The organism is Pseudomonas sp. TWR2-1-1 (genome assembly GCF_049897045.1).
Lineage (GTDB): Bacteria > Pseudomonadota > Gammaproteobacteria > Pseudomonadales > Pseudomonadaceae > Aquipseudomonas > Aquipseudomonas versuta.
Window position 1 is genome coordinate 463,244 of record NZ_JAFCVM010000001.1, and the last position, 14,208, is coordinate 477,451.

Genomic DNA, 14,208 nt, shown 5'->3' on the forward strand with positions numbered 1-14,208 from the left:
GCCTTCGGCATCATTTCCCGGACTCTGCCCCGATGGTCTCCTCGTCTCCTCATATAGAGCGCAAGCTCTACCAGAAAATCGCCGACCGGCTGCGTGAATACATCGCCCAGGGCGATTTCAAGGTGGGTTCGCGCTTGCCGGCCGAACGCGATCTGACGCAGTTGCTGGGGGTGTCGCGGCCGTCGTTGCGCGAGGCGCTGATCGCGCTGGAGATCGAAGGCAGTATCGAGATCAGGATGGGTTCGGGGGTCTACGTCGCTGCGCGCCTGCAAGAGGGTGGCGCACGCACTGTGACCCTCGGCGAGAGCCCCAACGAACTGATGCAGGCCCGCGCGCTGATCGAGGGTGAAGCCGTGGTGCTGGCCTGCCTGCACGGCAAAAAAAGCGATTACCGCTACCTGCAGGATTGCATCGATGCCATGCGCGCGAGCATCGAAGCCAGTCGCCCGCCCCTGGCGGATGACCGCAAGTTTCATCACCGCCTGGCAACAATGACCGGTAACTCGGCGCTGGTGCGGATCATCACCTCGCTGTTCGACGAGCGTCACAGCCCGATTTCATCGCACCTGAGCGAACACTCGGAAAACCCCGGCACCTGGGATGCGGCAGTCATAGAGCACGAAGCGATTCTGCGTGCCCTGCAATGCAAGGACGTGATCGCCGCGCAAACTGCCATGCGCCAGCATTTGCTGTGCTCCGAAGCGCGCTGGATGGTGGCGCTGGAAGCGGAGTAAGCGCGGCACCGGCTACCCGGTTTTCAATGCCCTGGCCAGACGCTGCATGGCCACCTCGATTTCATGCGCGGTCAAGGATGAGTACCCCAACAGCCAGCCTTGTTTTTTCTGCTCTTCACCTAACATCACTCTGCTGCGGATTGGCGGTGGGTTTTGGGGCTTGCGGATCAGTCAATATTTGAACGCTGCCCATGACGGCTGTGAGCTTTGCTCGAGTAACAGCGTTTCAAAGTCGGTGCATGAAATAGCGCCGCAAATGAGGAAACCCTGGACCTGGTCGCACTTGATACTGCGCAGAAATGCGAGTTCCTCCGGGGTCTCGACACCTTCGGCGACGACCGTCAGCCCCAGCTTTCGGCTCAACTCCACTAGGCTGCGCAGAGCGCAGGCCTGGTTTTCATTTTCGGCACAGCCGTGCACCAGAGAACGATCAATCTTAAGTTCGCTGAAAGGTGTGGAAACCAGATTGAAATATGAACTGAAGCCTTTACCGAAATCATCCTGAGCCAAGCCAAAGCCCATCATGCGTAAGCGGCACGCGCCAGCGTAGTAACTGCCCGGCTCCTCGGTGGTTGAGCTTTCCATCAGTTCAAACACGATGCTGTGGGTCTGGGCGTCAGCGGCCACCACATAGTCGCGCAAGCGGTCGACCAGATCATGCTTGTCCAGCAAATGGGTGGGCAAGTTGATCGATACGGGAATTTCCCGGCCTTGCACACGCCACTGTCTTTGCGCTTGCAGGGTTTGCTCCAGCATCAGCCATAACAGTCGCTCTTCGAGCCCCAGGCTTATCAATACGGGTAGAAAGTCCTTGGGCAATAGCAGTCCGACTTCAGGGTGTGCCCAGCGGACGAGGGCTTCAGCACTGAGGATCGTGCCGTTACGCGGTGATTTCTTGGGTTGGAACCAGGCCTGAATCTGGCCATTGTCCATGGCCTGTTCGATGCTTTGCGGGTCGACTTCGAGGATACGTGCGGGGTCCATCTCACCCTTGAGACGGAAAATCGCCATCTGCTCTTTCAGGCGCATGAGGCCATTGATCTCAATCGGTTTGCACAGCAGGCCGACCACTGAAATTCCCAGGTTTTTAGCCGCCAGCCCGGCACTGATCAACATTCGACGTGAGGAGGCACCCATCAATGCCAGTGCCGGCGGATTGTTCAGGGCCCCGATCTTCTGGATCAATTGCACGCCATCCATGACGGGCATCACTAAATCGCTGAGAAGCAGGTCGTAGTCATTGCCTGCCAGACGCTCCAGCGCACCCTCACCATCGCGGACGCTCTCGACTGTAAATCCACCCGCTTGACTGAATACATTCAGCAAGTGCTCATGCTGAGAACTACAGCCATCAACCACCAGTACACGATAGGGCTTCACTGCTCCCTCCTTATTACCAGCACGGATAGGTTTGGGGAGTGCCCGCGGCACCGGCATTCAGGCTGTCGACCTGTCGCCAGGTATTAACCCACCACGTTAATGCCTTCAAAATGACTGAATTCATCGACACCATTAAAATATTCGCTTGTTCCGTTATTTGATGAACTTGTCCACTTTTGAACTTGCACGGTAGATGCTTGATATTGCCGGGTGGGGTGCGCAGATCAATACGGGTGACCTCTGCTTTGGATTCATTGCCATACTGGGACGTTAAAAGTGCCAGTATTACCTTGAGGTCGGACAGCTGATCGGTCCATTGCAGCCAGGCTTGTTTGATTTCGCCGTTAATACTGCGGTCATGTCGGGCGGCCAGAAAGGCGAGGGATTCATAGAGGTTTTGTGGAATACACAGTTCGAGTTTGTCAGCAGATTCAGTTTTTAAAGCGGTGATGCTATTCATGGCGCTTCTTCCTCCTTGAGTGTTTAATGCTTTCCTGATGTCGCATTATTTTTATAGGAGTCGCGAGTTAGGAAAATCCGTTGCGCAGCCAGTAAAGATACGTCGCAATAAAAATTATCGAATTGAATGGCTGACCGGGAATCTATTTATTTCATGCAGATATGATGATCTTGGGCACCGTTGTAGGGGTGCTTGACATCTAAAAGTTTTTTGTTGTGAATATTGTTTAGGGCGGGGCGCGCCCACTATAACTTAAGAAAAATTCTTAATCCAAACATATAAAATGCGGGTATTTAAGTGCTGGTGACTCCCATTTCGGGTCTCATATTTAACTCTCGTGCGGGTGTTAATTACTTGAAGGTAACGTCAATATTCGCAGAGGCTCGAAAGGGCCCGACTTTTGGACTGGTGCTGAGCCACTTCAAGCTCGCCAGAAAGTTTCTGGTGACCCGAGTGCCATTGACTAGCCCCATTTCCACCGGGGTGTTCATGGGAATGTAGCTGGTCGGCGCCTCTTGTTGTGACAGCAGAATGCCGAAGCCACTGTCGCTGCTCGGCAGAATGGTCGTAGTGTCCTGCACCGGGTAAGTGGAGCTGAAGCTGGCGTTCAACACCTGACCCTGGCAATCCTGACCACTTTCGGGGCCCGAGGTGTCGGCGGACACGGAAAAGGGCACCTGCTTCTCGATATAGCCAACTTTGGCATTCTGACGCGGGATGCTACCAAAGTTCACGGCCGAGCCATTATTGGCCGTGACCGTAACTTTCGGGTTGCACGAGATGAAACGGATATTGCCTAACCCGGAAATGTAAGCATTGAAGTTGCTGTCGGCGACATTGTTCAGTCCTCCCACGCCATCGACCTGGAACAGGGAATAAGAACCGGTGTTGGTGATCCTCCCTCCTGCCGGCGGTGCGGCACCTGTCGCCTTGATATATATCGAGTACGACACGGTTATGCTCTGTGATTGAGCAGGCGACAAACAGCGGCTTCCCTGTTTGCGGCAGCGTGTTCCGGGGCCGACATCTTGCCTCGCCGAGTTGACCATTTTGTAATCGATACTGTTGTAGTTGACCCCGACTTCAATTGAGTTATGAATATTTTTCAAATTCATTTTCGGGTCCCAATACAGATAGGCATTTTCGCCTTCGGGCTTATTCCTGTCATCGATACACTGGAACGTAGAAGTGAACGTAGGGGAACGCCACAACAATGCACCCGGTGCTGTGTTGGCAGTCGACACTTTGATAACTTCGGCCAGCACAATATCCTGACGAACACTGCCATTCTTTTTACATGACAGGGCGAAGCTGGTCTGCGAAAAAATACTCATCATGACCATTAACCCGGCGATCAGTCCCGGATTTTTATGCTTTAACAGAAAAAACATATAGTGTCCTTTTATGGTTTCGCGCAGGCCAGTGACAGCTCTTGATAACCGATGGCTTGTTTTTCCAGTGCTTTCAATTCAGGCACGAGCAATGCGCAACTTTCGTCATCTTCAGAGCCCCACTTGACGAGCAGGCGGTCACCTGAAGAGGCACCCGAGATATAAATATCTCCGTTAGTGCCCACGGTGCCGGTATTTTTGCCGGTCGCGCTAAATATATTTGCGCCCAGAGGGGGCGAGTTGCCGTCGTGCATCTTGCTGTGTACCAACAGGCTTTGGCCGGTGTGTGTATCGAACTTCACACGGGCAATGGCCCCGCGTGTGGGGACCACATCCCGGGCGGCCAGAGGAATGTCCAGGCCGCTGCCAATGTCTTCAGTGCGCAACGCGATGCGATTGTGTCGATACGGGGTGGCGGAGCTCATGACCGCATAACCGGCGCCGTCAATTGCCACGCCTGGCTGGTTTTCCAGACGCACGCCCTTGGCATCTTCGGCTTCGACCAGCACGAACGTATTTTGCAGCGGCTGGGTCAGTGTGACCCCGCCCGCGTGCGCCACGATCCCGCCGGACACGCCCAATGATGTCTGCTGATAGTCGTTGCTGTAACTGTACCCCGCGTTGATCATGGCCTTGCTGCCCTGATAACCGATGTTGGCCGAGGACGTTTGCCCGGAGTATTGGTCATGTCCGGTCTGCAGGACGTAATTAAGCCGGTTGTCGTCCAGCGCATTGGCACTCAGGCTAGTGCTGTAGGTATTTCCCGTCTGCTTGCTGTGACCGACATTGAAACTGGCGGTCATGTCTGACGATTCCTTGCTGAAAAAGCTGAACGGAATCGATACGGTCAAGTTGACGCTACGGTCCTTGTAGCCATAGTTGCTGCGGCTGTCCTGATAGAAAATGCCATAGCTGGTGTTTTTGTAGGTGCTGTTGAAACCGGTCTGCAGGGTTCGGTCCTGACTGGTCCCGCCCCAGTACGACTGATTGCTCAGGTTGGCATACAAGGTCGAACTGGCGCCAAGGCGCTGATTGATCGACAACTCCACACGCTGGCGTTTGTTGCCGAAGCTATCGGTGTAATAAGTGCGGCGACGTGATTCGGCCCAGCCCGGAACACCCAGGTTGTCATAATCATTTTCATCGTAGTACTCGTTACGGTAAGCGCCGTTTTCGTAGCGGTCACGCTCGGCCACTGCATCACTGAAATCGTAATAGCCCGAGGTCGAGTAGCGGTAGCCGGCAATGCGAAACTCGGTCCCCAGTGTGTTGAGCGATTTGGAGTACAGGAAGCGCACGCTCTGCCCCTGCTTACTGTCACCATTGGCCAGGTCGGTGTCGGAGTAAGACGCATCGAAGGATACTGCGCCCCAGTTACCCAGGTTTTTACCCAAGCCTGCCACGGCCGAGCGATAGTTTTGCGCAACCATCAGGCCGCCGTAGGGCGTGACGTCGTAAGGCGCGCCAACGGACAAGGTGCCTTGCATAAAGTTGGGTTTATAGCGGGTGGTTCCATCGTGATACTTGCCCACGGTCAGCTGATAGTCCCAGATCCCCTCACGCAACATATTGGGCACCGAAGAAAAGGGCACGGTAAAACTGCTTCTGGAACCATTGGCTTCAATGACGGTGACATCCAGGTTGCCACTCAAGGTGCTCGGGTAAATATCGCTCAGGGCAAAGGGCCCTGGAGGCACGTTGGTGCTGTAGATGGTGTACCCGTTCTGGCGAACCTCAACCCGCGCACTGGTTTGCGCCATGCCATGTACGACCGGGGCATAGCCGCGCAGACTTTCCGGCAACATGTCATTGGCGCTCGACAACTGCACGCCCCGGAACTGGACACTGTCAAAGACATTACTGTCGGTGTTGGTCTGGCCGATTACCAGGCGGCTGCGCAAGGCCACAATATCGGTCTCTGCCCAGGTCGAAATGTTATCGAAGCTGGAACCGGCACCTGACTGCTGGCTAAGCGTAGAGTTATTGCGCAACCGCCAGTCGCCAAGGTTGAGCCCGCTGTTAAGGCTCAGGAAAGAGTAGTCCGAGGACTTGTCCGCCTGATGGTTACCGTAAGTGTTGTGGCTGCCGTTGAAGTTATAGTTAACGAAACCCGCATTAATACCGCGGTCATAGACCTTGGGTGAAATGGAGCCTTGTGGGCGCGGCACCAGAAACAACTGCGGCACGTCGATATCCATGTGCAGCAGCGCGGCGTCGTAGCTCAACTTTGCGCCCTGGATTTCTTTGTTCAACGCAAAGCAGTCGGTGGGGGCCTGCAGTTGGCGATCACTGAGTTTAACCCCGTAGTCCAGGTAATCTTGAGCTGTCAGGCAGGGCACTATCGGCTGGTCTGCGGCTTCTTTCCTGAATTCGACATCGCGATGGTCTATGCGCTGGCCATTCAAGAAAATATCGAACGGGTAGTGCCCGGGCAGGATGTCGTCGCTGCCGGACAACGCAGCCACCTGCGCGATATTATCGTTGCCACGAATAAAGGAAGTATTGAATTGCTCCGTGGCCATGGCAAGAGGAGATATCAAAAAGGGCACCATACAAAAATAACCTGCGCTGTTAACCATCTTGGTCTTGCCTGCCAGCGTGGATGTTGCTGTTTTCTTGTGTGCCACTTTCTCTATCCCCTGAATAACATGACTCAATTTAACGAGACATTTTTAATCTCGGTATGGCCACCATAATTATTGATATAGGTAAACGACAGGCCATTGGCGGACTGAGCGTCGGGTGGCAATGTCATAGTCAGACTGTCGTAAGGCTTGACCATGTCGGCATTTACTTTCCAGGTTTTGTCACCGCTTTTGAGGGTTAGCACGCCGAGCGTTACATGCATGGGGCCGTTGTTGGTCACGATTAACGTCTGACCTTGATGTTGCCATTTCAATGCCTCGGCCTGAACTTGCAAGTTAGTCTTCAATGCTTCTGGCCGGTAAAACAATTTGATTCGGGTACGGATTGCAACTTGCAGTACGTTGTCCTGTTTCGGCGCCGGGGGGATTTCTTGCACATTGATCCAGAACAAGGATTCGCGATCCTGTGGCAACCCTTTACCTGAGTAGATAAAACGCAAGATGGCATCTTTGTCGGGTGCCAGTTTTAAAATAGGTGGTGTCACAATAATCGGTATGTTTTTTGGTACCTGACTCGCATCCCCCGTGTCCAGCCAGGTTTGAACCATATAGGTGTCATCGCTGTCGTTATGGAGGGAGAGTGAGGCTGATTTACTTTCACTGTCATAAATGACACGTGTTGCATCCACCTGAATGCCAGCAAACGTGTTCGCGGAACAGGCGAGCAAAGCACACAAGAGTACTTTTTTCATAAATAATTCAGCGCTCATATATAGGCCATCCTTGGCCAATACGGCTCCAGCGGGTTGAGTTACTTGTATTCGATCGAGAAGGTAGCAGTAGAGTTTGCCTGGCCAGCCGTTACCACGTCCTGGAAGGATTTGTAGCGAGCGCGCAAGTTAAACGTGGCAGAACCCGGATTGGCGCCGTCAGCGGCAACTGTCACGAGCGCCGGGCTGGTAACATCCTGGCTGATTGGCAGGGTGGCGCCATTGTGATCCAGTACTTCAATACCTACACCGGCAGCGCCGCCAGTAACGGCCAGCAGTTCCGGGTGGCCGGCAGGAGTGTTGCCATCAAAGCGCAAGGTGTAATCACCCGCTTCGCACTTTTCCAGGTTGATATCGAACGCTTTGGCACCGCTTGTAGAACCCGAGGTCGGGAAGGCGGTAGTTGGGTACTTGCCCAGGTAAACTTGTTTGTTTTGGTCGCGGTCGGAAACTTTACAGGTGGACTGCACGATTTCACCGGTAAAGGCTACGTTACCGCTGGCAGCGACTGCAGTGTATGCAGTAACCGACAATGACAGTGCAGCCAGAGACAATACGATTTTTTTCATATTCTTTTACTCATCAAATAGGGGGTCAAGTAAACAGCCAGCACAACTACCCAGCGTGAGCTCGTAACTAAGCGGTCATAAGAATTGCAAAAAATCAGTTATCACCATACGAGCGTCTACAGCAACGGCAAAGAACCATTGCGTCCAGGAACTATCTATTACGGTATTTAAGATTGCTGAATGTTGAAGGGCGCACTTATTAGTGGGATTACATCAACATGCTCTATGAGCTGGGCGGATTATTACCGAGGCCAAAGTGCCATGTCAATACAATGGCGGGCCTGCTAGTTGTTGAGGCAATCGCCGTTTTTTTGACGTTATATAAGGGTGGGCATGATATTTTTTATGCGCTTGTGCATAAGGCGAGTTGTGTTTAAATCACGTTGCGCGAGACAGATAATCCGTAATATCTATATTGGACAAGGCGGTAACAGCTGAGTTGAGGCACTTGCGCAGTCTGTCTGAAACGAACCGGCTCGCCAAAAAGTGGACGGCTTTAAAAATTTGTTTGCTTGGTTATTCCCGTTGAGCACAGCGCTCGACAGAAATATTTTTTTTGTGGCGTGGTAATAAGCCCTTCGCGCGTGCGGCGCTGGAGGGGCGCACGGCCGTTTATTTTTCCGGCCCCGTGCAGTCCTGATACGAATGCAGTGAATGGGGAGTCATGAGTTCTGGCCACGCAGGCCTTGCTGCATCGTAGAGGGTAGAGTTATCAAAGCCGTCCAGTAGAGCGCCGTGAATGGACTCGGAGCGGTCTGACTATTAATAGAAGCTGCGATATGAAGCAGAGGAGAGTTTTCCAGGGTTTACCGGGAGGATTTCACTCAACCGCTGTGCATCTTCTTTTTTTCTGCAGTTACAGTCCACAAGGTTTTATCACGGTCGACATATATTGATGTTGCCCAGGCCCCGTTAACCCCTGTCAGCCAGGGGGATGGTTGTTTCTTGTATCCCGAAGTTCGTTTTTTCTTTCAGTTTGAGCATTTCATGTTTGCCGGCATGCAACTACTGGCGAAACCGAAAGGTGGCGGATGGCAACTCACCGTAGTGTTTTCGATATTCCTGGGCGAAGCGGCCCAGGTGGGGGAAGCCCCACTTAAGCGCAATGTCGGTGACCGAGTTGCTCCCCGGGTTACGCAGCTCCTGATGCACGTGCTCCATGCGTACGTCGCGCAGGAATGCCATGGGGCTGATGTCGCGGAATTTTCTGAATCCGGAAAACAATGTCCGGACGCTGACCCCCGCATGTTCTGCCAGTTGCTCTATCGATAGCGGCTCGTGGGCGTGGGCGAAGATGTACTCCTCGGCACGCTTAACGAAAAACGGCGAGATTTTGCGAGTGCTGGTCGGAGCACTCAGCGCTATTTGCAGGTTGTTTGGCTGACCGTAGATCAGGGCGTTAATCAACGTCGCTTCAAACTGGTTGAGGAGCAGCGGGTGATGAACCGGGTGCGCGTCGCACGCCAGGGCATCGGCAAGCACGCTGAGCAGTTGTAGAAAATAGATCGCGCCGGGGGTGATCAGCGACAGTGCCGGTTCGAACCTCAGAGGTTTGTCCAGACGATGCCCCAGGTGCAGCTCGCAGTGTTTTTCCACGTCTTCACGGTCCAGACGCAGTGCCAACTGCGGTGCATCGGCGTCCCAGCGCATGGACACAGGTGTGTCTGGTGAGATGATCGATGCACAGTGTGTTGATGAGGTGAAGTGCTTGCCGTCGCAATTGATTTCGGCGCTGCCACGGGTTGGAATCTGAATCAGGAAAAAGTCCTCCAGCCGCCCCGGGTCAATCGCTACGGGCACCCCGTATTCCAGACGGCTCAGTGACAGTCGGCCGTGCCGCACATGGTGCATCGAGGCGCTGACGTCCTGTACCGGCGTCGCCACCTTCAGGTCGTGAGGCTTGAACACGTTGCCCACCCGATCACGGATATGTTCGCGATCGTGCAGCAGAAACAGCCGATTCTGCAGGGTGAATAACGGCGTGTTGGCAAAACGGGCACCACCCGACTCAGTATTCATGGCTACCTCACTTGTGCACGGTTTCAAGGCAGTGTGGGCCAGAACGTTACCCGACATTTTCACTCGCCGGATAACGCTTGCAGTATCTGGATACTGAGGCTCTTCTGCTGTTTCTTTTTGACCACTTTTGTGTGGCCTTGAGTCTTGCGTAGCAATCGCCACGCCAGCTTGTCTTTCCCGGTTTCTGCGCCCTGGAGCGCAGAAACTGCTGTACGCAACTTTGTGCAGCCCCCGGACATAGCTTGCGCCAGACGGATAGTGAGTCTGTCTCGATGCTCGCAAGATGGCCCCAACTTCACATGATGTTGGGGACTCACACATGAACGGTCGCTATGTCAGCGTCACTGCAAAAGACGGAAGACAGTTTCAGGCCTACCTGGCACCTGCGACAGGTGGTAGCGGCCCGGGGGTGGTGCTGTGCCAGGAAATATTCGGGGTCAATCAGGCTATGCGCGACGTGGCCGATTATCTTGCAGAGGAGGGCTACAGCGTACTGGTGCCAGACCTGTACTGGCGTCAGGCCCCTCGCATCGAGCTTGGATACAGCGAGGAAGACTTCGCCCAGGCGTTCGGGCTTTATCAGACTTTCGATGAAGCGGCGGGTGTCGAGGATATTCGCGCCAGCCTGGCGGCTCTGCGTCAGTTACCGGAGTGCACAGGCACAGCCCAGGGCGTTGTGGGCTATTGCCTGGGGGGCAAGTTGGCGTATCTGGCGGCCTGCCGATTGCCTGAAGTGGCGTGTGCCGTGGGTTACTACGGCGTGGGTATCGAGAAGGCGCTGGCCGAGCTGGAAGGGTTGCAAGGACGCCGCCTGGTGTTGCACGCAGCCGAGCTGGATCAGCTTTGCCCGCCTGAGGCGCGCGTCGACATTTTCGCGGCAGGGCGGCGTACCCCCGGGGTCGAAACTTACCTGTACCCGGGCGTCGAACATGCGTTCGCCCGCCCCAATGGCCATCATTTCAACAAGCCTGCCACGCTGATGGCCCATGAACGCACGGTGACGGCGCTGCGACGAACCATAGGGCCCGAATACGATCTGTCGGCGCTTTGGGAAGAGCACATCCGTCATGAGTTCGACACTCGGGATGTGCCTGCCACCATGGCGACGATGGTGGCCGAGCCTTACGTCAATCATATTCCTACCATGACCGGCGGGGTGGGATACGCGCAGCTGAGCCGTTTCTACCAGCACCATTTCGTCCACGGCAACCCGGCAGACATGGCACTGACGGCCATTTCGCGCACGGTGGGTGTGACCCAGATCGTTGATGAGTTTGTGATGTCCTTCACCCACGACAGCGAGATCGACTGGATGCTGCCGGGTATCGCACCGACAGGGTGCAAGGTGCGCATCCCCATGCTCGGTGTCGTGAAGTTTCGCGGCCCCAAACTCTGCCATGAGCACATCTATTGGGACCAGGCCAGCGTGCTGGTGCAGATCGGCCGGCTCGATCCCGAGGGGCTACCGGCAGCAGGCGTCGAGACGGCGAACAAGCTGCTCGACGAAAGCCTGCCTTCCAACACCCTGATGCCCAACTGGGCGAACAGTGCCGGCAAGAGTGCCTGAGGAGTTCCCATGTCCAAGTTTTTTTGTGCCGACGCCCTGCAGGGCAAAGTCGCATTGATCAGCGGCGGTGCCACGCTGATCGGAATGGCTGTGGCGCGCGGCCTGATCGAGGCGGGAGCGCGCGTGGCGTTGTTCGACATCGACGCCCGGGCCGGGCAGCACGCCGCTGAGCAGCTGGGTCAGCAGGCGCGTTTCTTCCCGGTCGACATTACTCAGGATGCGCAAATCAGTGAAGCGCTGTCAGGCGTTCGCCGGTCGCTGGGGCCCGTCAACCTGCTGATCAATCTGGCATGTACCTATCAAGACGATGGTTTTGCCTCCGGTCGCCAGGAGTGGTTGCAGGCCTTGAACGTCAATCTGGTGTCGGCCGTGGTACTGACGCAGGCCGTGCATCAAGACCTTGCGGCCTCAGGCGGGGTGATCGTCAATTTCTCCTCGATCTCTGCCAGCTGTGCCCAGACCGGTCGCTGGCTCTATCCAGTGTCCAAGGCGGCCGTCAGGCAACTGACCCGCAGCATGGCCTTGGACCTGGCCCCCGACGGTATTCGCGTCAACTCGGTGTCGCCGGGCTGGATCTGGTCACGTGTGATTGCAGGGGCCTGCGGGGGGAATCGCAGCAAGGCCGATCAGGTGGCCGCGTCGTATCACCTGTCGGGGAGGCTGGGGGAGCCCCATGAAGTGGCCAATGTCGTGACCTTCCTGTGTTCACCCGCAGCCAGTTTCGTGACCGGCGCCGACTACGCAGTTGACGGAGGCTATTCGGTCATGGGGCCTGAGCAGAACATCCCCGCGATCCCGCGTCTTGCGCAATGAGACACGGCAGCGGCCCGCGTTGCACTCACCCACGTTGAATCATGGCGCCTTGCGCTCATCCATTGTCCACAACAGGAATACCACCATGCGTCGTATCGCTATCGTTGGTGCCGGTCAGGCCGGCCTGCAACTCGCCTTGGGGCTGCTCGCACAGGGTTATCACGTCACCCTGACGACCAATCGCACCGGTGAGCAGATCCGCAGCGGCAAAGTCATGTCCAGCCAGTGCATGTTCAATACCTCACTGCAGACGGAACGAGATCTGGGGCTCAACTTCTGGGAGCAGCAATGCCCGGCGGTTGAAGGCATTGGCCTGACCGTACCGCACCCTGAACAGCCGGGGGAACGGTTGTTCAGCTGGAGTGCGCGTCTGGACCGCTACGCCCAGTCGGTTGATCAGCGTCTGAAGATGCCGGTTTGGATGGACGAATTCGTCAAGCGCGGCGGCGAATTGATCATTCAGGACGTCGGGATATGCGAGCTGGAAACCCTGTCGCTCAGTCACGATCTGGTGCTGCTGGCGGCCGGCAAGGGGGAGGTGGTCAACCAGTTCGAACAGGATGCTGAACGCAGCCGTTTCAGCCAGCCGCAGCGTGCGCTGGCCCTGACGTACGTTAAAGGGATGACACCGGTGTCGCCGTTTTCGCGGGTGGCATTCAATCTTATTCCTGGTGTGGGTGAGTACTTCGTGTTCCCGGCGCTGACCACCACCGGCCCCTGCGAAATCATGGTGTTCGAAGGCATTCCCGGAGGTCCGATGGATTGCTGGCAGGACATCAAGACCCCGCAAGCGCACTTGCAAAAAAGTCTGGATATCGTTCGTGAGTACCTGCCATGGGAGGCCGAACGCTGCCGTGACATCAGCCTGACTGACGATCAGGGTTTCCTCTGCGGTCGCTTCACGCCGATGGTCCGTCGTCCGGTCCTGACCCTGCCGTCCGGGCGCCAGGTGCTGGGCATGGCGGATGCGCTGGTGGTCAATGACCCGATTACCGGGCAGGGCTCTAATAACGCGGCCAAGTGCGCCAAGGTGTACCTGCAATCGATCCTCGATCACGGCGATCGAGTATTCGGCCGGTCATGGATGGAACAGACCTTCGAGCAGTACTGGGGCTACGCCCGCCATGTGGTGGAGTGGACCAACAGCATGCTCCTGCCGCCGCCTGCCCATGTGCTCGAGTTGCTTGGCGCTGCCAGCCAGTCCCAGCCGATAGCCTCGGCCATTGCCAATGCCTTTGACGATCCGCGGCAGTTCGCACCCTGGTGGTTCGATGCCGGGCAATGCCAGGCCTTCATCCAGAACCATCACCAGCATGCGGCATAAGACCGTTGCCTGAGGCAGACACCATGAGTATTGAAATTGAAACCAGCCCTTCGCTGCGCGAAGCCAAAGGCGGTGATCCCAGGGATTTGCGCAGTCTGCTGGGGCAGTTCGCCACGGGCGTGACGGTGATCACCACCTGCACCGCCGATGGTCGCAAGGTGGGGATGACCGCCAACTCGTTCTCGTCAGTGTCGCTAGAGCCCGCGCTGGTGCTCTGGAGCCTGGCGCTGACGGCCCCCAGCCTGAGCGACTTCTGCGGCGCCAGCCATTTTGCGATCAACGTGCTCAGCGCTGAACAGCATGGCCTTTCAAGGCACTTTTCCCGGCCCTCCTGCGACAAGTTCGCGGGGGTGCCTCATACCCCCGGCACGGCGGGTGTTCCGTTGATCGAAGGCGTGGTCGCCACACTGGTGTGCCGCAATGTCACCCAGTACGAGGGGGGCGATCACTTGATCTTCATCGGCGAAATCGAGCACTACCGATACAGCGGCGCAGAACCGCTGGTGTTTCACGCTGGCCAGTACCGCATCGCCGCGGCGCACCCGGGATTGGCTCAATAACGCTGCCGCACGTGATGCAACCAGGGGAGAGAAACA

General features: G+C 56.0%; 12 protein-coding genes. 5 read left to right on the top strand and 7 right to left on the bottom strand.

Annotated features, from left to right (window positions below):
• Positions 1-32 precede the first annotated feature (32 nt).
• Complete coding sequence (locus ACP7BO_RS02235; RefSeq protein ID WP_426208407.1) at positions 33-734, top strand: FadR/GntR family transcriptional regulator; 702 nt, start codon at positions 33-35, stop codon at positions 732-734.
• A gap of 171 nt (positions 735-905) precedes the next feature.
• On the opposite strand, the gene ACP7BO_RS02240 is transcribed toward ACP7BO_RS02235, so the two are convergent.
• The 7 genes from ACP7BO_RS02240 to ACP7BO_RS02270 form a co-directional block, all read right to left on the bottom strand.
• Positions 906-2,114 (bottom strand): EAL domain-containing response regulator, encoded by a 1,209-nt coding sequence (locus tag ACP7BO_RS02240; protein ID WP_426208409.1) that lies wholly within the window; start codon positions 2,112-2,114, stop codon positions 906-908.
• Positions 2,115-2,127: 13 nt separating this feature from the next.
• Complete coding sequence (locus tag ACP7BO_RS02245) at positions 2,128-2,574, bottom strand: hypothetical protein (RefSeq protein WP_426208411.1); 447 nt, start codon at positions 2,572-2,574, stop codon at positions 2,128-2,130.
• A gap of 350 nt (positions 2,575-2,924) precedes the next feature.
• A complete protein-coding gene (locus tag ACP7BO_RS02250; protein WP_426208412.1) occupies positions 2,925-3,965 on the bottom strand; it encodes a fimbrial protein in 1,041 nt (346 codons plus the stop codon).
• Between the two features lie 11 nt (positions 3,966-3,976).
• Positions 3,977-6,514, bottom strand: a complete 2,538-nt coding sequence (locus tag ACP7BO_RS02255) for a fimbria/pilus outer membrane usher protein (RefSeq protein WP_426208909.1) — start codon at positions 6,512-6,514, stop codon at positions 3,977-3,979.
• A gap of 104 nt (positions 6,515-6,618) precedes the next feature.
• Positions 6,619-7,320 (bottom strand): fimbrial biogenesis chaperone, encoded by a 702-nt coding sequence (locus ACP7BO_RS02260; protein WP_426208413.1) that lies wholly within the window; start codon positions 7,318-7,320, stop codon positions 6,619-6,621.
• A gap of 41 nt (positions 7,321-7,361) precedes the next feature.
• A complete protein-coding gene (locus ACP7BO_RS02265; RefSeq protein ID WP_426208415.1) occupies positions 7,362-7,889 on the bottom strand; it encodes a fimbrial protein in 528 nt (175 codons plus the stop codon).
• Positions 7,890-8,894: 1,005 nt separating this feature from the next.
• A complete protein-coding gene (locus tag ACP7BO_RS02270; protein WP_426208417.1) occupies positions 8,895-9,908 on the bottom strand; it encodes an AraC family transcriptional regulator in 1,014 nt (337 codons plus the stop codon).
• A gap of 319 nt (positions 9,909-10,227) precedes the next feature.
• Here ACP7BO_RS02270 and ACP7BO_RS02275 point away from each other — a divergent pair, with 319 nt between their 5' ends.
• From ACP7BO_RS02275 to ACP7BO_RS02290, 4 genes are all read left to right on the top strand, one after another.
• A complete protein-coding gene (locus ACP7BO_RS02275; protein ID WP_426208419.1) occupies positions 10,228-11,475 on the top strand; it encodes a dienelactone hydrolase family protein in 1,248 nt (415 codons plus the stop codon).
• Between the two features lie 9 nt (positions 11,476-11,484).
• Entirely contained in the window at positions 11,485-12,288 is an 804-nt protein-coding gene (locus tag ACP7BO_RS02280; protein ID WP_426208421.1) for an SDR family oxidoreductase, read from the top strand.
• Between the two features lie 85 nt (positions 12,289-12,373).
• Positions 12,374-13,612, top strand: coding sequence for a styrene monooxygenase/indole monooxygenase family protein (locus tag ACP7BO_RS02285; protein WP_426208423.1), 1,239 nt, complete (start codon positions 12,374-12,376; stop codon positions 13,610-13,612).
• Positions 13,613-13,635: 23 nt separating this feature from the next.
• Complete coding sequence (locus ACP7BO_RS02290) at positions 13,636-14,172, top strand: flavin reductase family protein (protein WP_426208424.1); 537 nt, start codon at positions 13,636-13,638, stop codon at positions 14,170-14,172.
• The last annotated feature ends 36 nt before the right edge of the window (positions 14,173-14,208 follow it).

Bases quoted from the DNA above. Each gene is read 5' to 3' on its own strand.
- ACP7BO_RS02235 (WP_426208407.1), top strand. From the start codon at position 33: ATGGTCTCCTCGTCTCCTCATATAGAGCGCAAGCTCTACCAGAAAATC.
- ACP7BO_RS02245 (WP_426208411.1), bottom strand. From the start codon at position 2,574: ATGAATAGCATCACCGCTTTAAAAACTGAATCTGCTGACAAACTCGAA.
- ACP7BO_RS02250 (WP_426208412.1), bottom strand. From the start codon at position 3,965: ATGTTTTTTCTGTTAAAGCATAAAAATCCGGGACTGATCGCCGGGTTA.
- ACP7BO_RS02260 (WP_426208413.1), bottom strand. From the start codon at position 7,320: ATGAGCGCTGAATTATTTATGAAAAAAGTACTCTTGTGTGCTTTGCTC.
- ACP7BO_RS02265 (WP_426208415.1), bottom strand. From the start codon at position 7,889: ATGAAAAAAATCGTATTGTCTCTGGCTGCACTGTCATTGTCGGTTACT.
- ACP7BO_RS02270 (WP_426208417.1), bottom strand. From the start codon at position 9,908: ATGAATACTGAGTCGGGTGGTGCCCGTTTTGCCAACACGCCGTTATTC.
- ACP7BO_RS02275 (WP_426208419.1), top strand. From the start codon at position 10,228: ATGAACGGTCGCTATGTCAGCGTCACTGCAAAAGACGGAAGACAGTTT.
- ACP7BO_RS02280 (WP_426208421.1), top strand. From the start codon at position 11,485: ATGTCCAAGTTTTTTTGTGCCGACGCCCTGCAGGGCAAAGTCGCATTG.
- ACP7BO_RS02285 (WP_426208423.1), top strand. From the start codon at position 12,374: ATGCGTCGTATCGCTATCGTTGGTGCCGGTCAGGCCGGCCTGCAACTC.
- ACP7BO_RS02290 (WP_426208424.1), top strand. From the start codon at position 13,636: ATGAGTATTGAAATTGAAACCAGCCCTTCGCTGCGCGAAGCCAAAGGC.